Origin of the sequence: Pseudoalteromonas sp. SG44-5, from assembly GCF_014164175.1 — a bacterium.
Taxonomy (GTDB): Bacteria; Pseudomonadota; Gammaproteobacteria; order Enterobacterales; family Alteromonadaceae; genus Pseudoalteromonas; species Pseudoalteromonas nigrifaciens.
In genome coordinates this window covers 285,201-308,368 of the sequence record NZ_JACJES010000003.1, presented here as the reverse complement: position 1 = coordinate 308,368, position 23,168 = coordinate 285,201, and the positions used below count along the sequence as shown (strand labels likewise).

Here is a 23,168-nt window from a genome sequence, read left to right as displayed (position 1 = left end):
CTATGAGTAACTAGATACTTATTAGAAAGGTAGTTATTCACTGTCTTTTCGCACCATTGTAGTGCATCACCTTGGCTTTCATAACCGTTACCAGAGGCGTTCCAGCATTGCTTTAAGTCATTATCTCTATTTGAGGCAAGTATTGCGTTGGATTGAGTTATCTTACAAGAAGAGTAAGTTGACTTACTTGACCCATCTGAATTTGAGCCACAACCAACAAGAGTTAATGTAAGTGCTAATAATATATACTTTTTCACTTTGATACTCCGTTAGTATTTGTTTTGGTAACGTTCGTTAATTACGACACGGCTTTGACAAGGAACTTCAAAAAAATCATGAACATTATTTTTAAATAATAATTCCAAGCTGTAATAAGAGTTACACTCAAACGAAACACCAGAAGCTGGAAGCACTGTAAATATTTCACCATAAATATCAATTTTAACAGTATCAATAGATAGATTTTGAATTGAGAGATAGTTAGAGTCAGTATGATAAACATCTACATTTTTAATTGGAGATGGTAGATCTCCAGCATTTGCAAGTGCTGAAAACAAAAGCCCTGCAGCTAAGGGGAACTTATAAAGTTTCATAGTCGTCCTTTATGACATTATGGATAATATACTACTAAATCGACATTAGGATGAATGTTGATATTAGAGGCTGTATTGATGTATGGACAGCATATGATAGGAGTATTGATAAGTTACTGCTTTAGCCATCCATAGCATAACAATATCTGTATTATAAATGCAATATAATAAATATCAATAACTAATTGTTTTTATAGATAAAAACTGAACTTAGAAGAAGTTAATTCAGAGTGCTTTTAAACAAATAAAATCATCTGTAATTAGTGCTAATAAATTAGATTAGGGATAGAGAAAATAAAGGGAAACTAAAATGAATTAGCAGATCATTTTTTACTGCGCATTACGCGAGGAGAACAGCCAAACCAGCGTTTAACACTGGTGCTTAATGTGGCTTGCTCTTGATAACCCAATAATTCTGATATGGTTGATATAGTAAGTTGCCCTTGTGTTAGGTAGTGCTGTGCAAGTGCACGGCGCGTGGTATCTTTGAGTTTTACAAAGCTGGTATTATGCTTAGCTAGTTTGCGATGCAAAGTACGTGGATGCATATTAAGCGCCGCAGCAATCGTGTGATTAGAGCACTGATAAATAGGCAGCATGGGGCGCATTAACGCGCTTACTTGAATGGGTAATGGGCTGTTGTATTGACTATTTTTAGCTAAAAAGTTTCGTGCAGCCTCTACGTTTGTCAGCTCCCCTTGTTCAAGTGCTATGCTTAAGTCTTGTTTCGCAATCACAATACCCGCGCTGTTACGGTGCTCTATTACTTTACAGTCAAAATAGCTGTTATAAGCATACTTACTGGTGGTGAGCTTTTGTGGTAAAAAAACCGTGATAGGTTTGCATTGGTTATTACTAAGCTTTTTAATCGCTCCCATTGCTAAGCCAATCGTTAGTTCGGTAACTTGGTTAATGTTAGGTAGCGGGTTGAGGTTAATTTCGAACGATAAAAATAAGCTTTTATCGTCCTCTAATGGATGAGCCGTAAGCCGAAGAGCAGGGCTGTGCAAATGTAAGTATTTAACCACCCAATCGAGTGCATCACTTAAATAGGTACCGCTTTTAGCGGCAATAGAAATATAACCCAAAATATCAAAACTTTGTCGGCTGGCGAGCTTTAAGCCAAAGCTGGGGCAATTAAATTGTTGTGCGCAGTATTCTAATAATGCTGCATAGCAACGATAGCTTACATATTGGTTTTCGAGCTGAGTAAAATCAACGTTAATATTACACGCTTGCATAATGGCAGTTACATTTGCGCCAAATTCTAAAATTAGCGTATCAATACCTTGTAAAGACGTGGCTCTTATTAAGCTGCTCATAGTTAACCTTTGCTGTTGAGTGTCTAAAAATATCAAGTTTTTATGTTTTTATCTATGCAATATTATGGTTATGGGCAATTTGTGAAAATTATAAAAGGCATGCTATGAATACAACATTTGACTACATTGTAGTAGGCGCGGGCAGTGCAGGGTGTGTTATTGCCTCGCGGCTATCAGAAAATGCCAATGTAAGTGTGTGCTTAATTGAAGCAGGCTCTAGCGATAATACTGCTTTTGTACAAATGCCTGCAGGGGTTGCTGCAAGTGTGCCTTATGGTATTAATAGCTGGCATTACAATACAGTAGCGCAAAAAGAGCTGAATAATCGCTGTGGTTTTATGCCACGAGGTAAGGTATTGGGTGGCTCAAGCTCTATTAATGCCATGGTGTATATTAGAGGCAATAAATACGATTACGATCAGTGGGCGGCCAATGGCAATAGTGGCTGGGATTATGACAGTTTATTACCCTACTTTATAAAAGCCGAAAACAATAAAACATTTACCAATAGTGAGTTACATGGCACACAAGGGCCACTTCACGTACAAGAATTGAATGAGCCAAGCCCAGTAAATCAATGTTTTTTAAATGCCTGCGTTGAGCAAGGGGTGAGTTTAAATAACGATATAAATGCAACCGAGCAGCAAGGTGCTAGGCTTTCACAGGTTACGCAACATAATGGAGAGCGTTGCAGCGCAGCTAAAGCGTACTTAACTCCTCATTTAAAACGTGCAAACTTAACCGTATTAACCAATAGCCATGTAAATAAAGTAATAATAAACAATAATATGGCGCAAGGTGTACAAATTGAACGTAATAAACAGGTGGTTAATTTATACGCCAATAACGAAGTGATCCTCAGTGCCGGGGCAATTAATTCGCCGCAACTATTAATGCTTTCAGGAGTTGGCCCCAGCAAGCATTTACACGCACATAATATTAAGGTGATAGTACCATTAGAAGGGGTGGGGGCTAACTTACACGACCACCTTACAGTGGTGCCTTTGTATAGAGCAAAAACCAGTAAAGGCACGTTTGGCTTGAGTATCCCAGGGGCTGCTAGGGTGTTAAAAGGCTGTATAGATTGGTTTAGTAAGCGCCAAGGGTGCTTAACTACTAACTTTGCAGAGTCGCATGCATTTATTAAGTTATTTGATGACTCCCCTGCGCCAGACGTACAGCTAGAGTTTGTGCTGGGTTTAGTGGATGATCACAGCCGAAAATTACACACCGGCCATGGTTACAGTATTCATAGTAGTATTATGCGCCCTAAAAGCCGCGGTGCTGTTAAGTTAGCCGATAGTGATCCGCGCAGCACGCCGCTAATCGATCCTAATTATTTAAGCCATCCCGACGATATAAAAGTGATGTTACAGGGCCTTAAAAAAACACTACAAATAATGCAAAGCAGTGCATTTGATGCCATTCGTGGTGACATGGTTTACCCGCTTGATATAAATAACGATGAGCAATTGATTGAATTTATTCGTCAAACGGCCGATACCGAATACCATCCAGTAGGCACCTGTAAAATGGGTAATGATCCACTTGCAGTGGTTGACAATGAGCTGCGAGTTTACGCTATACAAGGGCTACGTGTAGTAGACGCCTCAATTATGCCCAGCATAATAACCGGTAACACCAATGCTGCGGTTATTGCTATTGCTGAAAAAGCGGCCGATTTAATTAAGCAGGCTAATCCTTAAATTAAGCGTTAAGCATAAAAGGCATTAAGCCATTGTTGCCAGTCGTGTTCTAGGCGCAGCATTTGCTGATGCTTTTTGGCATTTAAGTGTTTGTTTTCGTCCTCGGTTGCCATATAAGGGCCAACACGACAAAGTGGGCAGTGATTTGGGGTTAAATAATGCGGCAAAGTAAGATGACAGCTTAACTCGCTATGCTGTTTTGGGCTAAATACATAGGTAATACCGCTGGTGTCTTTTACGTGTTTATCACGGTCAACATTGCGAATTTTATAACCAGCAAAGCGGCTAATATCAAACGGCATTTGCCCTAAATACTCAGCGTTTAAATGTGCATTTAAACTGCCTTCTATATTCCACTCCCGATAAGGCTTTACGTCTTTTGAAGTGATATAGCACAGCATTGGGCCATTGGGGTTAAGCGCATACTCGTTAGCGTATTTTATAAATTGGTGCAGTAAAGCACGATTAAATACGTTCATACTGGTTTGTTGAGTATTGTTTTCAAACGCTTCGCGGCCCACAAAGGCAGGAACAAGCGGAAATTGAAAAATAACCACATCAAAGCTATGTAAGTTAACGTTTAGGTTTTGCCAGCAATGGGGTTTTGTAACATCAAAGCTATTAAGTACGGTTACTTTATTGGTTTTTAAAGTGCTTAGTGCATTGTCTTGGTATTTATGCTCAATAGTGGCTGCGTCATCAAACGTAGAGGCTACCAATAAGCTCGGCTTTAGGTGCTGATGCAGCGCGTTAGAAAACGATAAATCGCCATCGCCCACAGTGAGTATTTTCCATTTGGGATTTAGGTACATAAGTTATTTAACCTGGACTCTGGTTAAGAGATTTACTAACGTATTGAATCATATTTATATTTAATTTTCTCTAGCCAGAGGTTTTCAGTGAAAACAAGGCGAATTTACGCGTCAATAGCTGGCCTATTGCAAGTAAATTCAACGCAGTTAGCGCTGAAAATAGCTGCTTGAGATCAGGTTATTTAGTATTTTTATCGCTATTTGCAATGATAACGTCGGCGTTATTATTTAGCGCTTGTTGCTCATATAAACGCAGCATGGCTAAACGTGTTTTTAACCCTTCAATGGCCACTTGCTTAAGTATAAGGTTAAAGGTAATTAAAATTGCGAACATAATATGAATAGGGCCATGGGTAAAGCCAGCGTCTATGTCGTAAATAGATAAGCCAAACAAAACAAATAATACCACCATAAGTATTTCAATGAGTTGATTAGAATAAAAGCTCAGACGGCCTTCACTTTTATGATCTTTTTTTATACTAATGGCACAAAAAAATGGAATAACTTTAATTTTAAATACCGCTTTTTTTTCTACGTAGTTTTCGCCAAGCGTATTAAGTTGCTGGCGCAATTGGTCAATCATGGTGTGCCCTTAAGCGCAATAGTTTAAATTAGTTAGGGTAAATGCTCATACCAATAGTAAATATATGGCATACAAACACCACAGAGGTAAGTACAAAACGCATTTTTTGATAATCTTTATGGTAGCTTTGCCATTGCGGTGAGGCTTTTTCAAAAATAAGCACCAACCAAAAGCTTACCGCTAACCATGCAAGCGCCCATTCAACTGGTAAAAATGATAAAAACGGTACAGGTATAACTACAATAACTGCTTTTATAGCATTACTGTAACTTTGCTCACCAGCGCGCCATAAGTTACCCGCCATAAAGGCTAAAATAGCAATGCTGTAAAAAGTAAAAAACTCTAAGTTTACACTGTTACTGCCAAACATTAGTGGCCAACCAACACAGCCTAAAAATGGGAGCAAGCCCAAGTAGCCTAGTTGTATGTGGTTAATAAATTTTTCCATAACAGCACGCCTCGTTTATATGGTGAGTATTTAGCGCGGCTATTGTAACAGTATTACTAATAGCTACCTTAAAAAATTGCGTATAAAAGTAATTTGCCAAACCACCATCTTAAAAACTGATTGAATCAATCTAAACAATCAATTTTATTTAAATCTTCATTAGTCTTATAGTATTAATCAAGCCAACGCAGAAGGTCGTTTAAAACGATAGCGTTGATTACTTTTTAAATACATTAAACATAAATGAGGAAATACCATGAGCACTTCATTAATCAACACAAAATTACAACCATTCAATGCAACCGCTTACCACAACGGCGACTTTGTAGAATTATCTGAAAAAGACGTACTTGGTAAATGGTCTATTTTCTTCTTTTACCCAGCTGATTTCACTTTTGTATGTCCAACTGAACTTGGCGACATGGCAGATTATTACGCACAATTACAAGAAATGGGCGTAGAAGTTTATTCAGTATCTACCGATACTCATTTTACTCACAAAGCATGGCACGACACGTCAGACACAATAGGTAAAATTACTTACCCTATGATTGGCGACCCAACAGGGCGTATTACACGTAGCTTTGGCGTAATGATCGAAGAAGAAGGCTTAGCACTTCGCGGAACATTTGTAATGAACCCAGAAGGCGAAATTAAAATTATCGAAACTCACGATTTAGGTATTGGCCGTAGCGCTAAAGAACTCGTTCGTAAAGTACAAGCTGCACAATACATTGCAACGCACGACGGTGAAGTTTGCCCTGCATCTTGGCAGCCAGGTGAAGACACACTTGCACCTTCACTAGACCTAGTTGGTAAAATCTAAGTACTCGATTTACCAAGTAAGGGCAGGTAACTGCCCTTAAATCAATAAACATCCGTTTGTTGGTGCCTCCTATTTCAATATACTTGTTTAAGCACATGCATTATTTGGCATGGGAGGCTTGCTGTTTAAATTTTCTAAAAGGGTTAAGCCATGTTAGATAACAACATAAAAAATCAATTAAAAAGCCATTTTGAATCGCTTACTCAACCTGTTGAGCTGCTTATCGCCTTGGACGACAGCAAAAAATCAACAGAAGTAGCAAGCTTAGCAAACGATTTAGCCTCACTAAGCGATAAATTTACGGTAATAAACAACCCAGACACAAGCGCGCGTCGTCCGTCAATGGTTGTACATTCACCTATTAAAAACACCCACATTACGTTTGCGGGTGTACCTATGGGCCACGAATTCACTAGTTTAGTGTTAGCGCTATTGCACACTGGCGGACATGCCAGTAAAGCAAAAGCCGAGGACATTGAACAAATAAAGTCGCTCGACCAAGCGCTTAATTTTGAAGTGTATATAAGCTTAAGTTGTCAAACCTGCCCACAAGTAGTGCAGGCTCTAAATACAATGGCAGCAACTAATAATAAAATTAAAGCCACCATGATAGATGGCGCGTTATTTCAAGGCGAAGTAGAAGAGCGCAACATTTTAGCTGTACCGGCTGTTTATTTAAATGGCGAACCATTTAGCCAAGGTGCACTAAGCCTAACCGACATACTCAATAAAGTAGATAGCAAAGGTGCACAGCGCCAAGCTGAGTCGTTAAGTAAAAAAGAAAAGTTTGACGTGTTAGTTATTGGTGGTGGGCCTGCGGGTGCATCGGCTGCTATTTACTCAGCACGAAAAGGGTTAAACACCGGTATTGTTGCAGATAGATTTGGCGGACAAGTAGCCGATACTTTAGCAATCGAAAACTTTATTTCGATTAAAGCCACCGAAGGGCCAAAACTGGTAGCACAACTAGAAGAGCACGTTAAAGAATACGATGTAGATGTAATGCATAATCAACGCGCAGCTAAGCTTAGTCGCAATAATAATGGTTACGAAATTACTCTAGAAAACGGCGCGGTACTGAGTGCCAAGTCGCTGGTACTGGCAACAGGCGCACGCTGGCGCGAAATGAACGTGACTGGCGAGCAACAATATCGTGGCCACGGTGTGGCATATTGCCCACATTGCGATGGGCCCTTATTTAAAGGCAAACCGGTTGCGGTAATTGGTGGCGGTAATTCAGGTATAGAAGCCGCGATTGATTTAGCCAATATTGTAGAACATGTAACGGTACTTGAATTTGCCGATACATTACGTGCCGACGAAGTACTTATTCGCAAAGCTAGCAGTATGGCTAATATTACTATTATTAAAAGTGCACAAACAACCGAAGTACTCGGCGATGGCAAAAAAGTAACCGGTTTAACTTACACCGACCGCGTAAGTGGCGACAGTAAGCAACTCACTCTTGCGGGCATATTTGTACAAATTGGTTTAATACCAAATACAGAATGGCTAAAAGACAGCGAGCTTGAACTGAGCAAATTTGGTGAGATTTTAATTGATGCCAAAGGCGCAACATCACTCCCAGGCGTTTATGGTGCGGGGGATGCAACCAATACGCCATTTAAGCAAATAATAATTGCTATGGGCAGTGGTGCAACAGCCAGTTTAGGTGCGTTTGATTACTTAATTCGCCACAGCGATGAAACAGAGCAAGCTTAATTTAGTTAATCTGCATCAGGTTAGTTAAAAAACGTCTCTTGATATAACAGCAAAAATACACCCATAGCTGTTTGTTCACCCAAGCCGCCCTTCTCCAAAGGCGGCTTTTTTTAATATTTAATTTAGGGGTTAAATAAACACTGATTATTTTTGTTTTTTTAACATGCAGCGTTTATAAGCTGTATGTTACTTAACCCTGGTAATGCCGACTATTATACACACAGCTCCACCGATCATACCGGCCCATGCTTCTATTGGCGTGTCGCCACTTAGCGCGCGGCTAACTTGTGAGCCAGCTGCTTCATAAACATCATACCCCCAAATAGCCAACGCAACGCCAATAATAATAAGCACGATACCAATCACTTTGTTATTCATAATAGATCCTTACTTTTTAGAGTGTTAGTTAAATATACTAGTTAAATAATAGTAAATAAGCTAACGCAATTTATGATTATTTAATAGGTTGAATTTGGTGTGTACTCTGGATTTATATCGCCGCCTACTTCCTCAGGATCTACATCGTTTATGAGAAGTGTTTCGCGCACGGCTTCAATATGATCAAGTACGGTTTGATAACGCTCGCCGTACTCGTATTTAGTCACCTCGATTGCTTTAGGCATGTAGGTAAATGCTATTTTAAGTGCGTGGAGTGCTTCTTGATTTATTTTTTCGTTCATTATTTTCTCTCTTAAATATGTTTTAAACGTAAGCTATGGTTAATAAAATAACACCAAATACAATGCGGTAAATACCAAAACTTACAAAAGTAAAGTTTTCTAAAAAGCGGATAAATAATTTAATTGTAAAATAGGCCACTATAAAAGAGGTAACAAAGCCTACAGCAAGGGCGGTTAAATCGTCAAAAGTAAATAAGTCATAATGCTTTAGCAAATCATACCCAGACGCTGCAGCAAGTACAGGTAAACCAAGTAAAAATGAAAATTCAGCACTGGCTTTGCGGTTTAAGCCACACAACATAGCACCTACAATAGAGCTACCCGCACGGCTTGTACCAGGAATAAGTGCAAATACTTGGGCTATACCAATCCATATTGCTTGCTTATAAGTCACTTGAGTAACATCGGTAATGGTGCAGTTTTGTTCTTTATAATTGCGCTCTAGTAGTAAAAAAATCACCCCACCAACAATAAACATTACTCCCACAACAGGTACGTTAAATAGTGCTTTTATTACGTCACTAAAAATGAAAGCAATAATGCCTAACGGAATAAATGCGATGGCTACTTTTATCCATAAGTTAAGATGTTTTGGAGTGAACTTATCTTTATAGTTGGCTAGTACCGCTAAAATGGCGGCTAATTGAATAATTACGCCGAATGCTTGATTAGTAGCCGTTGCTTCTATACCCAACCATTGCGCTGCTACAATAATATGCCCGGTTGACGAAATAGGTAAAAACTCAGTAATACCTTCAATAATACCTAAAATAATTGCGTTAAAAATGTCCACGTTCAATGTGTTCCTAAATACTTAATAAAAAATACAATGGGAGTTGCTAATGCTCATAATATTTCATGAGAAACAATACATAACTCACTTATCAAAATTCCGCCATAGGATAAGAGCTTATTAACAATATCTAAAGTGTTTTAATGTTTATTTAAAATAAAGGGCAGTAATTTTAAATATATAGCTTAAGTTAGTTTTGAATTAAGCTAAAAATGCTTTTGCGGCGTCTACACCCATTTGGTAGCCAGTGTTAAGGGTTGCAAGCTTTTTAGTGGTACGGCCCACTTTAAAATTAACTGGTGGCGCTATAATATTTACCCGGCAATCAGCGGGTGGGTTATTAATAAAATCAATACTTTGGTTATAAACATCGGCTCTGGCGAGGGTTGTGTTAATAAGTGCCGGGTAGTTTTTATATATTTTTTTAGTTAACCATGGTGCTTTACTTGGCCTTTTACGATAACCCAAAGGCTGAGATAAAATAACGGTTATTTCACGTGCACCCATTTCATACGCTTTTATAACGGGAATAGAGTCGGCTACGCCGCCATCGGTCATGGCTATATTATTAATTATTGGATAGTCGCGATACGCAATAGGAATAGCACAAGACGCTTTTAATTGCTCGACCATATCGGTGCTGGTGGCTTTTAAGTAATGGGCTTTACCCGATTCGATAGCCGTAGTAACAATATAAAAGTCTGCCGGGTTTTGCGCAAACACTTCGGTGTTTAGCCGTATTTCACGAATGGTTTCTTGCCATAGCCAGTCTAAATCAAATAAATGGCCACCCTTTATAAAGCGCGCAAGATTAATAAACTCAGGACGACATGAATAGTCGGTGATCACTTTGTAATTGCGCATTGGTTGCTTGCATAAATAGGCGGCTACATTTGTAGCCCCTGCAGATACGCCAAAATAACGTGCAAATGGTTGATAGTTTTGTTTTAAAAACTCATCAAGTACACCGGCTGCAAAAATACCGCGCATTGCCCCCCCTTCAACAACCAAAGTGTGTTTATGTTGATTTGTCATAACGATATATTCCTTACATCATTTTTTAATGCTATCAACTTAGTTAGCAAAGTGCGAGGGAGGAGGTAGGCGATTATTTATTATAAATACTCAACAAAATAAACGGGCAGTGTTTAATTGCCCGTTTATTGTTATTTTAACTGTTTAGAAAAATATAATTGCTGTAGGTTTTTAAATGCTTTGAACCCACATTACACCAACTTCTTTTTTAGTTACTTTAACTTGCGTACCGGCGCTAATGGGCTGTTTGCTTTTAAGTTGCCAGCTAATGCCAGAATACTGATGAGTACTTAACCCTTCAATAGTCACATCTTGGTTAAGTACAAAAGTCAGCTCTGCAAAGTCGCTATTAACTGGTTTACGCTCAACATTATTTTGCATCCGCTTTAGGGGCTTCCAAAGCAATATAGAAATTGCAGCTGTTATTAGAGTATTACTCCAAAGCGCAGTGGTCATAGAGTCGGCTAATATTCCCATACTCATGAGCAGCCCGGTTATAAATAACGATAAGCCAAAAAATAACAATATAAAGGTAGAGAGCCCCAATACGGCTACTTCTATGATCAGCGCAAGAACCCCAAGTACCATTAAGGTTTGTGGTAAATTTTGGGTAATAAATTCCATACCGACTCCTTTATTTAGTTATTAGCCTTGATGCTTTTTATTTAAGCTATTAATAATGGCCATACCTTGTGCAACCATTGAGCTTGCATCGGTGGCATTATCAGGAAGCAGTACAATTGATGACTCTCTGGCAATGGCTTCTTTTGCAGCTATTGCTTTAGTTGCTAAATCAAGTTGGATTGCTTTTTGGCCTTGCTCTGTATCGGCAGCTTCACCCACTTTACGCAGGGCTTCGGCTTGTGCTTCGGCAACTGCAATAATTGCTTTAGCTTCACCTTCTGCGCGTAAAATTTGTTCTGCCTTTTCACCTTCAGCACCTAATACCTGAGCTTGTTTACGCCCTTCGGCCACATTGATATTGGCTTGACGGTCACCTTCAGATTCAAGTATTTGTGCGCGTTTAACTCGCTCTGCTTTCATCTGTGCTTCCATCGCTTCCATTACAGATTGTGGTGGCACAATATCTTTTATTTCGTAACGTAATACTTGAATACCCCAAGGCTCTGCCGCTTGGTTGATAGAAGTTACAATATTAGTGTTCAGTACGTCACGCTCTTCAAAAGTTTTATCTAATTCCATTTTACCAAGCTCAGAACGCATGGTTGTTTGCGAAAGCTGAGTTACAGCAAATATGTAATCATCAACGCCGTAGGTTGCTTTATATGGGTCAAGCACACGGAAATACAAAACACCATCTACAGTAAGCGAAATATTATCTTTAGTGATTGCCGACTGTGAAGGCACGTCTTGTGCTTGTTCTTTTAAACTGCGATCTGCAGCAATACGATCAATAAATGGGATGATAAAGTTTAGACCTGCTTCTTTAGTTGATTGATACTTACCAAAGCGTTCTATTAACCAAGCGCGGTTTTGTGGTACAAATTTGACACTACTTTTTAGCAGTACTAAAACAAAAATGAGTAAAAATGCTTCAACGGTAAATATTGTATTGAGCACTTGTGCAATCGGGTCCATGTAAATATTCCTTCTAATAATAAAGAGTTAACAAGTTGAATTGTTAGTGTTGTTTATAATTTCAACGTTGCTAGAGTAACATTACTGATGTGGTTTCACTATAAAATAGTCAGGGTCTGTTGATCTTTCAAGGTTAAATTTACAGCAGTGTGTTTGGTATTTAGGCAAGGCAGAGCCTATGTGGTGTGGTTATTCCCCATAAATAGGCGATAACGTAGCATCAATGCCAAACATGCGCTGCCCGAAGGGTTCTGCCTAGGGGCGATTGACTCTTTGTTACTCGGTTTTCACTTAGCCCACTAGGTTACAAACCTCGCGCCGTGATTAAATCGCCCCTAGTTTGAACAAATTTTAATCCGCAAGGGTCAACAGACCCTAGTAAGGTGATATTCAATTACTTTCAAAAAACTGACAAATTTTATTACGGCCCGTTTCTTTAGCTTCATATAAGGCTGCATCAGCATTATTAATAATTGTTTCGGGGCGGGTGTTTTTAGTTGGATATGTGCTATAAAAGCCCACGCTAAGTGTGAGTGTTTTTGCAACACTAGAGTCGCTATGTACTATGTTTAGCAGCGCTATTTTTTGTTGTAATAATAATGCAAATTGATGGCACTCTGCTGCGTTAAGCGAAGGCAAAATAATTGCAAATTCTTCCCCACCATAACGCGCAGCTAAATCACCTTCGCGCCTGCAAAGTTTATTTAGTGTTTTAGCAACTTGCTTAAGTGCGTCATCGCCTTTTTGGTGGCCATAATTGTCGTTATAGCGTTTAAAAAAGTCTATATCGCACATAATTAAGCTAAGTGAATGCTTATTACGAGCACAACGTTGTATTTCACTTTTAAGTGTTTCATCAAAACAGCGGCGATTGGCAATATTAGTTAAACCATCGGTATTAACTAATAAACTTAATTTTTGATTAGCAGTAATAAGTTGTTGCTGGGCTAGTTGCAGCTTTTTTTTGTAATCTATATTTTTTAATGCGTTGGCAATTATTTCGCCCACTAATTTTATTCTGATCAGATCAATGTGTGTCCATGCGCGCTTAAAATTAACACAGTCACAGCCTATAAAACCAATAAGCTCTTTATCAAAAAGGAGCCCTATGCATAAAACAGATTGTATTTTTTGTATCTGAAACTCAACTTTTTCAGCGTTTGCTGCTTGAGGTAATTTTAAAACATCGTTTACCTGAAACAAATGCGTAGCGTTCATTACTTCAAAAAAGTAGGGTAGCTCGGTTTTTGGCACATTTTGTAATCTTTGTTTGAAAGGTTCAATGCCTTCATTCACCCATTCGTGGGTGTTAGTAATGGTTTCGTTGTCGGTATTAAATTCAAATAAATAACTACGATCGGCAGCAAATGCAGTGCCAATGGCTTTTAACGCAAAATTAATATGCAAATCTATATCATCATTTTGTATGTCGATTAAGTCTGTTGATATTTCAGAAATAACCCGATCAAAATTATAGAGCTCAATTACATCGCTTTTTAAAGGCTCTAAACACAACATAGAAACAGAATCAGATAATTGGGTAAGGGCGATATTTAACGGTATGCTTTGTTGTTGTTTTTTTAGCTGTATATTAGTGCTAGTTTTTGAATCGAATAATGACTCAATAGCAATATGTTTATTATTATGCACGCTCAGGAGGGTGACAGCATTAAATGCAGTGCTATCTAAATTGTCGCAATGCTTTAAATCAAATAAAATTTGCGCCGCAGTATTAACACAATAAGTATTATTTTTATTGTCGTATAATAAAATAGCTAAACTGAGTTTATTTAAAACCTGCCACAATTTTAGTATTGAGTCATCACTCACTTGTTTCTCCAAGCTAAACATTAAACGTTATTATTTTTATAATATATTGTTATTTTTATACCTTTTTAAATACTTTTAGTACAGAAGTTTCTATTTTCCCAATTTTTTAGTGCGTTTATTAGGTTTACGTATTATAATTGATACTGTATATCATTACGTATTCCCCGTTGAGCTTTTTCGAAGCTTACTTTGTTTTAAGTATAGGTACTTAAGTATTTCATGACCGAAATAACGACACATAAAGCTTCCCGTCGCCGTTTATTAATTGCTTTGGCGATCACCTGCTCTTTTATGGTTATTCAATTAATAGGCGCATATTACGCCAACTCACTAGCAGTATTAGCCGATGCAGGGCACTTGTTTGTTCATAACAGCTCTTTATTTATTGCTTTAATTGCCTCGAGCTTGGCGATTCACTTTGCTAAAACCTATAACGATGGCTATCAGCGTGCTGAGTTAGTAGGAGGCCTTATAAATGGCTTTTTATATTTAGCAATTAGCTTGGTTATATTGTATGAAGGTGGCGAGCGTTTTATGCACCATCATGAAGGCAACGAACTTGAAATAAATAGCTTTTTAATGTCGGCCATTGCCGCGCTTGGTTTTTTGTTTCATGGTGCCGCTGCTTGGGTGTTATATAAAGGCCGTAAAGCGAGTATTAATGTATATGCGGTGTTTTTACACTCGTTTTTTGACATTATATCTACTATTTCTACTTTTATAGCCGGAGTGTTAATTTACCTGACTGGTTGGGATATTATCGATATTTTATCGAGCATGTTAATTGCTTCATTCGTTTTATTCACCGGTATTAAGGTTATTATAAGTTGCGTTAAAGGGCTGTACATAAATAAAGATAAACTCCCTAAAGTAGCTAAAGTTGAGCAAGCAATTACCACAATTCAGCATGTAAAAAATGTGCATAATGTAACTGTAGTACGAAAAGATAAAACGGTAATAGTGGGTGCGCATATAGTGCTAAAAAAACACTGCACCATTGAAAAACACGATAAAGCATGTCGCTTAAAGGTCGAAAACCTGTTGCGTTCAAAATTTAATGTAACAAATAGTGTGTTACAAATTGAAAGTAGTTGCAGTAGTGTTAATTAAACTTGGCAAATTGCAGCATATGGCTTAGTTTAAGCTATATGTAAATAATAGCTGTTGTAGGAACAAATTGAATCAACAGCAATTTATTGGAATCTAATTATGCCTTTACTAGCAAGTAAGCATCGCTACTTTAACTTTATTGTGTCGTGTTTATTTGGTATTACCGCTGCTTTTGTAAATACCCTACCAATCTTATTTATTAATAGTTCTGAGTTTTTATTAGGGCAATTTTTTGTTCTTTTAAGCTTATTATTATTTGGCTGGCGCTATTCGTTAGTTGTGTTTACTTTAAGCACCCTAGGCATATTTTATCGTTGGGGGCATGCTTGGCCTTCAATCGTTTTTGGTTTAGAAATACTATGGGTGTACTTTTTTTGTCTGCGCTATTCTAGGCCTTTATTTTTTAGAGGAATGCTGTTTTGGCTTGTAGTAGCAATGCCATTACTGTGGGGGTTTGGGCATTACTTTCTTAATATTAGCTTTTTACCTTTGGTTACTGCGCTTGCTAAATATTGTTTAAATGCCGCCATTTATTTATGCGTAATTGATTTATTTAGTTTCTTTTTTAATCGCCATTCTTGGTCTCGCCATTATGGTTCTTTGTATAAAATCCTTAATTATATTGTAACTTTGCTCGTTATTTTAGTGGTAGTGCTTACCTCAATTGTGCTTATTAATAACCATTACTCTAGGGTTGAATACGAAATAAACGCACAACTAAACGAAAAGTCCCAACAAATAGCGCAAAGCCTAGATTTATATTTAGAAAACCATCGCAAAGCAGTAATACTGACCGCACAAAATATTAGCGTAGGGCATAGCCCACAAAGTGCTATTGAGCTTTTAGGGAAGTTATATCCTGGGTTTATAACTGCTATAAGTACCGATGAACTTGCCAACGTAAATTACTTTTATCCCACAACGTCAAAAACACAGCAGTTAAAAGGTAAGGCTGTTGCTAATGTTGCTGATCGCGATTATTTTTACCAAGCAATTGATTCTCAAAATGGATTTATTTCTGGTATTTTTAAAGGAAGAGGGTTTGGACAGCAATCAATAGTGGCAATATCGGCCCCTGTTTATAATAACCAGCAATTTAAGGGGATAGTAGAAGGCTCATTGTTATTTGAAAACTTTAGTGATTTACAACCTACCTTATTTAAGCGCCAAGCCGACTTAATTATATTAGATAAAAGCAATCAGGTAGTATTTTCAACCTTAAATGACTTTAAGCAGATGCAAACCCTTAGCAAACAAGATGTAGTTGCGCTGCAAAGCCTTAAACATACAAGCGCATTTACAGCAACAAACGCGCAGCAATATTATTCAAAAGACACTACATCGGCATTAAATCATTGGCGTATTTTCACATTAATGAATAAAAAGTATGCCAATAATGTTGCAGCCCAAGCGTGGGGGCAATCTCTGGTGTTGATCTTATTTATAATTGGACTAACCAGTGTTTTTATTACGCAGCTAAGTAAGTGGTTAGTAACGCCTATAATAAAGTTAACCGAGCAAATAGATAACTTCGAAACCGATGAACAAACAGTAGGGTTAGTTTCGCATACTAATACCTGGTACGAGGTTGAAAAGTTACAACAACAGTTTGCAAGTTTAGCCCTTAAGATGACTAATAACTTTAATAAGTTACGCACCGCAAACAGTAAAAATGAAGCGTTGAATAATCAGCTTAAAAACTTTAATTTAAAGCTTGAGCAACAAGTTAAAGATAAAACAGAAGAGCTAATTAAAGCTGTAGGGGTTGCTAATAAAGCAAATAAAACTAAGTCATTATTTTTGGCCAATATGAGTCACGAAATTCGCACTCCGCTTAATGGTATTTTGGGCATGACTCAGTTGCTAATAAAAAATTCTAAAATTGCTGCCGATGAACAAAATGAGCTGCAAATGATCCAACAAAGTGCCCATAACTTACTGCTTATTTTAAATGAGATACTCGACTTTTCTAAAATAGAAGCTAATGCGTTAAAGTTAGATGTGCAACCAACTGAAATTAAAAAACTAATACGCCAATTAGCCACTGTTTTTGATAACTCGGGATTAAGCGCTAACGTTACATTTAAGCTAACTATTGCTCCAGAATTACCGCCATTTATAGCGTTAGACTCACTACGCTTTTCTCAAGTTATCAACAATATACTCAGTAATGCGGGTAAATTTACTGACACTGGTTTAATTACTATGGATTGCTTTGCAGAGGATGATTGTTTGTTCATTAAAATTACCGATACTGGTATTGGTATTTCTGCGCTGCAACAACAAAATTTATTTATAGAATTTACACAAGCTGATGTTTCCACTACCCGAAAATATGGCGGCACTGGGCTTGGGCTAACAATTAGTAAACGATTAATTGAGCTGATGGGCGGTTCGCTTACCCTGCGCAGTGAAGAAGGGGTAGGAAGCTGTTTTAAAATAAAAATCCCACTCATTCTAAGCCAGGCTCCAGTTAAGGAGATAGCCGACAGTTCTGTTCCTGATTTAGCAGCAAAACGTATTTTAATCGTAGAGGATAATCCAATTAATCAAATAGTAATCACCAAAATGATGATTGCAACGGGATGCGAGATAAAAACGGCAAACGATGGCCTTGAAGCGTTACATTGCTTAGAAAGCTACCCCGCAGATTTGATTTTAATGGATTGCCAAATGCCCAATATGGATGGCTACCAATGCACACAAAAAATACGCCAAATGCCAAATGATTGTAAAAACGTATTAATTTTAGCTATTACTGCCAATGCGTTTGCCGAAGATAAAGAAAAATGCTTAAACGCCGGTATGAATGACTTTATAGCCAAACCCATCAATAAAAATGAGTTGTATCAGTGTATTAATAACTTATTTAAGCCTAGTTGAACAATACTAACAGCGAGCAGAGTAGCTTTGTTTTGGTGTTCGTATTAGAGTGAGCTAGTTACAAGCAGTTAACACTAAACAGGACAGTGGAGGAAGTATGAGCAAAATGAGTAATGTGGATGCTTTAAGCAGTGTGTTATTAATTATTGATATACAAACGAAACTTGAGCCAGCCATAGCTGACTTTAGCGCTATTTTAAAGTGCTCATTACAGTTATCGCAAGCCAGCTTAGTGCATAAAATACCGACCCTTATTACAGAGCAATATAAAAAAGGTTTGGGCGCAACCAATCAAACCTTACAGGGTGCTTTGCCACAAGCAGATTATTTTCATAAAACCCACTTTAGTGCCTGTGCAGAGCCCGGGTTTTTAGCGCAACTCGCTAAGTATACTCGCCCGCAAGTCGTGGTTATTGGTACCGAAGCGCATGTTTGTGTGTTGCAAACATGCTTAGATTTATTGCAGTACGGCTATGAGGTGATCATTGCAGTTGATGCGATAGGTTCACGCAACGACAACCACAAAATAATTGCTACTGAGCAACTACGCCAAGCTGGTGCGATCATTTCCAGTACCGAGAGCATTATTTTTCAATGGACCAAGCAAGCAGCAACACCTAACTTTAAAAAAATATTACCTATTATTAAATAGCCTTAACTCTGGATAATAAAGTTCTAACTAAAGTGCAGGTTAAATAGCCGTCTTTGCTTGTACATAAACTTATTAGCTTGTTGGGTAAATAACAATTCAATTAGGTCAATATATTTAAATAATGTAATTAACTCGTCTACTTTGTTAAGTTAAGTGTAATATTTCAGCATTTTTTTGCTTGTTAGGGGGAACCGATGAACTTTTTTAAACTTTAATACGTATTACCTCGCTTAATTTTTATTAAAAAACTTAATTTAAGGCTACTATGTCTAGTGTTGCGCGTTTATTTACGGTTATTTTTAGCCTCTTATTTATAGAATCAATAGGTGTTGGTTTATATTTTGGCACATTGAGCGAAGCCTTTATTGTTGGCTTACCGCTTTGCTTATTACCAATTTGGCTATTAAAAACCCAACCTAATAGTGCTTTAACGCCCCACGTTGTCGCTGCAGCCATTATGATGTTTTCTTTTTTACATATTCAACAAACCTATGGTTTGATTGAAGTGCATTTTGAAATATTTATTTTAATGGCGATGTTAATTATGTTTGTGCAATGGCGTGTTTTTATAACTGCTATTGTGTTTGTTGCTGTACATCACTTATCGTTTTATTACCTACAAACTCAAAACACAGGTTTTTACGTGTTTGATCCAGATAGGCTTGCCTTTACAACAGTGCTAATACATGCAGGTTATGCCATTGTTGAAGTGTTTGTTGCAGGCTATATTGCTAAAACATTGCAGCGCGAACGTAGTGCCGGGCTATCGCTAAGCTCAGCGACAGAGCAAATAATGCAAGACCCTAATCATATTAAACTTTCTTTACGTGCTGATGATCAAAAAAGCCAAGCGGTAGCCGGCTTTAATACCTTATTAGAGTATTTGTCAGATGTAATTAAACAAGTAAAAACTCAATCAGAGTCATTAAAGGTAAGCTCACAAGAGCTGATCCAAGTGCACGACGAGTTAACCGAAGGTGCAGATCAGCGCACCCAACAAACCGACGATATTGCAAGTTCTGGTGCGCAAGTTGCTCATGGCTTTAAACTTGTTGAGCAAGAAAGTGAAGTATTAAAACACCAAGTAGATAATATTACTCAAGCTGCGACCAATGCCTTGCAAGAAGTGTCACAAACAGACAGTAAAAGCAGAGAGCTATTAACACTACTTAATCATACGGAAGAGCAAATAAATCATCTTGTTGGCGCAGGCGACGTAATATCGGGTTTACTTAATGAAATATCGGGAATAGCAGATCAAACTAACTTACTGGCTTTAAATGCCGCAATTGAAGCCGCTAGAGCCGGAGAGCATGGTCGTGGCTTTGCTGTTGTCGCATCAGAAGTGCGCTCACTTGCTACTAATAGCCAAGCAACTACGGCTAAAATAGCCGCTACCTTAAAAGACTTGGTTAGCAATAGCCGCACATCTACTCAGTCTATGAGCCAATGTGTTGATTTTGTAGTCGACTTAACAAAAATAAGCACCACGATGAAAGAAAACATTTCATCTATGAGTGAACAAATTAAAGCGGTATCAAGCAGTACTAGCTCAGTGGCTCAAGTAGTTGCCGAGCAAGCGGGTAATACGGCGCAAATAGCACTAAGCACAGACAAAATGCGCCAAAACCAATACCAAGACACAAAAATAGTTAAGCAGTTAACAGCTAAAGTACAGTTAATTGACGTAAGTATTGATGTATTAGAGCAAAGTATTGCAAAATTTAAGTAAGTCGAATTACTTTATTGTAGGGGTTGTTGCCGCGTGGTTTATACTGGTTGTGACTGGGCTGGTGTACTTTCAGCTTGGGCAACTAAAGCCGTTTGATGAATCGCAAATGCTAAAGCAACAAAATTGGTTTGAGCAATTTAAACAACAGTTAGTGGTTAGTAATACCGTGGCATCGCTTGTTATTATTACAGAGCAAAATTGCGGTTGTACTAAGCAAGCACAAGCGCACATTACGACGTTGCAAGCATTTGCAAAAAGTAAAGGACTTGCCGTGCAAGAGTTGCAACTTACACAACAACTTAAGCAAGCCATTCCAGCAACCCCTGCTGCTGTAATTATTGATAAAAATGGGGACTTTGTTTATGCCGGGCCGCTATCCGAAGGACTAGCGTGCTCGCAAGGAAGCGGTTTTGTAGAAACTGTTATTAGTAACTTAACAGCTGGGTTTAATTCACAGTTATTAATTGCTGACACTAAAGGCTGCTATTGCGTTACGAGTACATAGGCAAAGCTTTTATTTATATAGAATAATCAATTGCAAATGAGAGTGGTTAGCATTAACATGCGTTCACTGTATTATTGTTAGTTATCTCTCATGAAATTTACTCTTTTATCTATCGCAATCTCATCAATTATATTTAATTCTGCCAGTGTATTTGCCGCCGAAGAAGCTGAACAATCAACAACAGCACCGCCCTCAACAATACCGCTCAATAGCGCAACGGCTCAGAATAATATTGAAAAAATAGAAGTAGTAGGCCGTGCTTTTTCGTTATATAGGCCAACCGAGTCAGCATTTGGTACCCGTACAGATACCCCCTTAGAAAAAATCCCTCAATCGATTCAAATATTACCGCAAGCGTTAATTAGTGACCAAGCAGCACGTCAAATTACTGATTTATATAGTAACATTGCAGGCGTTAATGGCTTTAGCTATTCGGGCGTAACATTTAGAGGCTTTCGTCAAGACGAAATTTTATACGATGGTGTAAAAGGTGACCCTTTTAATGGTTTTGCCGTACCGCAGTTATTTAATATTGAGCAAGTAGCAGTGCTTAAAGGCCCAAGTGGCGCGGTTTATGGTAGTGGTAATCCAGGTGGCATTATTAACTACATGACTAAAAAACCACAATATATTGCTAAAACTACAGTAGAACTAGAGCTTGGCAATGATGACTTTTTTAGTGGTGCTTTTGAATCTACAGGCAGTGTAAACAACGAGCAAACACAAGCCTACAGAGTGGGCGTGTATAAAGAAAGCCAAAATCCGTTTAGGTATAACACCGGCGAAGACAACACCATTATCGATTTAGGTTATCGCTTTGACTTTGATAATGCGTCAAATTTAGTGCTGCAATACACTAATATAGATCAAGACTTAGCAGGAGCCCGTTTACGTGGCGTACCTGTAGATGATAACGGCGACTTTATTGCTAATCGTGAGTGGAACCATAACGAAGCAAGCGATTATCAAAAAGTGTCAGCTGATGTGTATCAGGCAACCTATAAAAATGAGTTAAATGATATATTTAGTATAGATGTAACAGCGCGTTACTTTACTAATACCGAACAGCAAAACTATCACGAACCGCGGGGCTTGTTAGATACCGATAATGACGGTGTAGTTGATTGGAGTGAACGTGAATTTAGAGATCAAGCGCGCGAAAACCAAGGCTTGAGTTTAACTGCTAATTTAATAGCACAAACAACGATTGCGAATATGGAGCATGTGTTTTTAGTAGGCGCAGATTATTATGCTGCTAAATTTGATGCTATATACCGCACCGCCAAACAAGCAAGTAAAGGCGGACCAGTACCTGGACTATCGTTAATCAATCCGCAATATGGTTTAACATCGGGCGCCGATTACGACTTACAAAGTATAACCCCACGATTTGTTAGTACTGAATCTAAAAGGCTCGGGGTTTATTTGCAAGATCAACTAGATATTACCGAAAAGTGGAATATAACAGCGGGGCTACGCTACGATCACTTTGAAGATACTGATCAGATCAGCAATACTGAGTTTTCAGATAGTGATGTTACGGTGCGTATTGGCACCAGTTATAATATTAACGATACGTTTTTTCCATATGCGCTTTATGGTACAGGCTTTTTGCCGCAAGATGCGGCAAGCCAATCTGAGTTAGTAGGTGGGCCATTCTCCCCAGAAAATAGCTATATTACAGAGTTAGGCTTGCGCACTAAATTATTTGATGACTCCTTGGCGATTAATATCGCGACCTATCAAATTGTGCGTAAAAATATTTTGCAAACAAGCTTACTACAAAATGATTCGGGTATTGACCAGCTAGAATCGCTAGGTGAAGTGCAAAGCGATGGCTTTGAGCTAGAGGTGGTTGGCGACATAACCGATAGCTGGGTAGTAACGGCCAGTTACGCGTATAACGATACCCGTATAAACGAGCAAAGCGAAGGCTTTTCAGCGCAAGCTGCTGGTTCAGATAAGTTTGCCAATGCCCCCCAAAATACTGCAGGCATATGGACTCGCTATGACCTACCCAGCATTAACTCATCTATTGCTGCTGGCCTTGATTATGTTGATCAGCAAGTAAGTTTAGATGGCACCCATGTAAAGCCCTATACCATTTACAATATGGCCTGGAAAACTCAGTTAGAAAACTGGACGTGGCAAGTATCAATTAAAAATGTGTTTGATAAAGAGTACGCATCAAGCGGCTTTATAAATCGCACTGGGCATTTTCCGGGTGAGCCAAGACGTGTTTACTTATCGGCTAAATATCAGTTTTAATACTTAAGCTGATGTGAAATTAAAAGCCCTCGTTTATGGATAATGAGCAGAGGGCTTTTAATAATAAAA

The 23,168-nt window shown here is 38.3% G+C and carries 21 protein-coding genes; 9 read left to right on the top strand and 12 right to left on the bottom strand.

Annotated elements, in window-relative coordinates:
• Positions 1-269: 269 nt before the first annotated feature.
• The gene (locus H5079_RS06005) at positions 270-593 is read right to left on the bottom strand and encodes a hypothetical protein (RefSeq protein ID WP_011329889.1); all 324 of its coding nucleotides are present in this window, start codon (positions 591-593) and stop codon (positions 270-272) included.
• A 323-nt stretch (positions 594-916) separates the two neighbouring features.
• The gene (locus H5079_RS06000) at positions 917-1,915 is read right to left on the bottom strand and encodes an AraC family transcriptional regulator (RefSeq protein ID WP_182683689.1); all 999 of its coding nucleotides are present in this window, start codon (positions 1,913-1,915) and stop codon (positions 917-919) included.
• 104 nt (positions 1,916-2,019) lie between these two features.
• Between H5079_RS06000 and H5079_RS05995 the strand changes: the two genes are divergently transcribed.
• The gene (locus H5079_RS05995; RefSeq protein WP_182683688.1) at positions 2,020-3,621 is read left to right on the top strand and encodes a GMC family oxidoreductase; all 1,602 of its coding nucleotides are present in this window, start codon (positions 2,020-2,022) and stop codon (positions 3,619-3,621) included.
• Between the two features lie 8 nt (positions 3,622-3,629).
• Here H5079_RS05995 and H5079_RS05990 read toward each other — a convergent pair whose 3' ends face one another.
• From H5079_RS05990 to H5079_RS05980, 3 genes are all read right to left on the bottom strand, one after another.
• Entirely contained in the window at positions 3,630-4,433 is an 804-nt protein-coding gene (locus H5079_RS05990; protein WP_182683687.1) for a class I SAM-dependent methyltransferase, read from the bottom strand.
• Positions 4,434-4,611: 178 nt separating this feature from the next.
• Positions 4,612-5,016: a hypothetical protein gene (locus tag H5079_RS05985; protein WP_011329893.1), complete on the bottom strand. Its 405-nt coding sequence runs from the start codon at positions 5,014-5,016 to the stop codon at positions 4,612-4,614.
• Positions 5,017-5,044: 28 nt separating this feature from the next.
• On the bottom strand, positions 5,045-5,464 hold the full coding sequence (locus H5079_RS05980; protein WP_011329894.1) for a DUF3429 domain-containing protein: 420 nt from the start codon (positions 5,462-5,464) through the stop codon (positions 5,045-5,047).
• A 256-nt stretch (positions 5,465-5,720) separates the two neighbouring features.
• Between H5079_RS05980 and ahpC the strand changes: the two genes are divergently transcribed.
• Together ahpC and ahpF are read left to right on the top strand one after the other, a co-directional pair.
• On the top strand, positions 5,721-6,290 hold the full coding sequence (gene ahpC, locus H5079_RS05975) for an alkyl hydroperoxide reductase subunit C (protein WP_011329895.1): 570 nt from the start codon (positions 5,721-5,723) through the stop codon (positions 6,288-6,290).
• 150 nt (positions 6,291-6,440) lie between these two features.
• Complete coding sequence (ahpF, locus tag H5079_RS05970) at positions 6,441-8,012, top strand: alkyl hydroperoxide reductase subunit F (protein ID WP_011329896.1); 1,572 nt, start codon at positions 6,441-6,443, stop codon at positions 8,010-8,012.
• A 186-nt stretch (positions 8,013-8,198) separates the two neighbouring features.
• Here the strand turns inward: ahpF and H5079_RS05965 are convergent, their stop codons facing one another.
• The 7 genes from H5079_RS05965 to H5079_RS05935 form a co-directional block, all read right to left on the bottom strand.
• Positions 8,199-8,390: a DUF3185 family protein gene (locus tag H5079_RS05965; RefSeq protein WP_011329897.1), complete on the bottom strand. Its 192-nt coding sequence runs from the start codon at positions 8,388-8,390 to the stop codon at positions 8,199-8,201.
• A gap of 80 nt (positions 8,391-8,470) precedes the next feature.
• Complete coding sequence (locus tag H5079_RS05960; protein ID WP_011329898.1) at positions 8,471-8,692, bottom strand: hypothetical protein; 222 nt, start codon at positions 8,690-8,692, stop codon at positions 8,471-8,473.
• A 22-nt stretch (positions 8,693-8,714) separates the two neighbouring features.
• Positions 8,715-9,485 (bottom strand): undecaprenyl-diphosphate phosphatase, encoded by a 771-nt coding sequence (locus H5079_RS05955; RefSeq protein ID WP_182683686.1) that lies wholly within the window; start codon positions 9,483-9,485, stop codon positions 8,715-8,717.
• A gap of 201 nt (positions 9,486-9,686) precedes the next feature.
• Positions 9,687-10,520, bottom strand: a complete 834-nt coding sequence (locus tag H5079_RS05950) for a patatin family protein (RefSeq protein ID WP_041454910.1) — start codon at positions 10,518-10,520, stop codon at positions 9,687-9,689.
• A gap of 171 nt (positions 10,521-10,691) precedes the next feature.
• Positions 10,692-11,144 (bottom strand): NfeD family protein, encoded by a 453-nt coding sequence (locus tag H5079_RS05945; protein ID WP_011329901.1) that lies wholly within the window; start codon positions 11,142-11,144, stop codon positions 10,692-10,694.
• A 21-nt stretch (positions 11,145-11,165) separates the two neighbouring features.
• Positions 11,166-12,119 carry a slipin family protein gene (locus H5079_RS05940; protein WP_011329902.1) on the bottom strand — a complete coding sequence of 318 codons (954 nt, stop codon included), beginning with the start codon at positions 12,117-12,119 and terminating at the stop codon, positions 11,166-11,168.
• Between the two features lie 390 nt (positions 12,120-12,509).
• A complete protein-coding gene (locus H5079_RS05935; protein WP_011329903.1) occupies positions 12,510-13,949 on the bottom strand; it encodes a diguanylate cyclase domain-containing protein in 1,440 nt (479 codons plus the stop codon).
• 219 nt (positions 13,950-14,168) lie between these two features.
• Between H5079_RS05935 and H5079_RS05930 the strand changes: the two genes are divergently transcribed.
• From H5079_RS05930 to H5079_RS05905, 6 genes are all read left to right on the top strand, one after another.
• The gene (locus H5079_RS05930) at positions 14,169-15,059 is read left to right on the top strand and encodes a cation diffusion facilitator family transporter (RefSeq protein ID WP_011329904.1); all 891 of its coding nucleotides are present in this window, start codon (positions 14,169-14,171) and stop codon (positions 15,057-15,059) included.
• Positions 15,060-15,158: 99 nt separating this feature from the next.
• Entirely contained in the window at positions 15,159-17,942 is a 2,784-nt protein-coding gene (locus H5079_RS05925; protein ID WP_182683685.1) for a response regulator, read from the top strand.
• A 97-nt stretch (positions 17,943-18,039) separates the two neighbouring features.
• On the top strand, positions 18,040-18,594 hold the full coding sequence (locus H5079_RS05920) for an isochorismatase family protein (RefSeq protein ID WP_182683684.1): 555 nt from the start codon (positions 18,040-18,042) through the stop codon (positions 18,592-18,594).
• A gap of 265 nt (positions 18,595-18,859) precedes the next feature.
• On the top strand, positions 18,860-20,326 hold the full coding sequence (locus H5079_RS05915; RefSeq protein ID WP_011329907.1) for a methyl-accepting chemotaxis protein: 1,467 nt from the start codon (positions 18,860-18,862) through the stop codon (positions 20,324-20,326).
• Complete coding sequence (locus tag H5079_RS05910; protein WP_011329908.1) at positions 20,310-20,831, top strand: DUF6436 domain-containing protein; 522 nt, start codon at positions 20,310-20,312, stop codon at positions 20,829-20,831. Before H5079_RS05915 ends, H5079_RS05910 begins: the two co-directional genes overlap by 17 nt.
• Positions 20,832-20,921: 90 nt before the next feature.
• Positions 20,922-23,099 (top strand): TonB-dependent siderophore receptor, encoded by a 2,178-nt coding sequence (locus H5079_RS05905; RefSeq protein WP_182683683.1) that lies wholly within the window; start codon positions 20,922-20,924, stop codon positions 23,097-23,099.
• Positions 23,100-23,168: the final 69 nt, after the last annotated feature.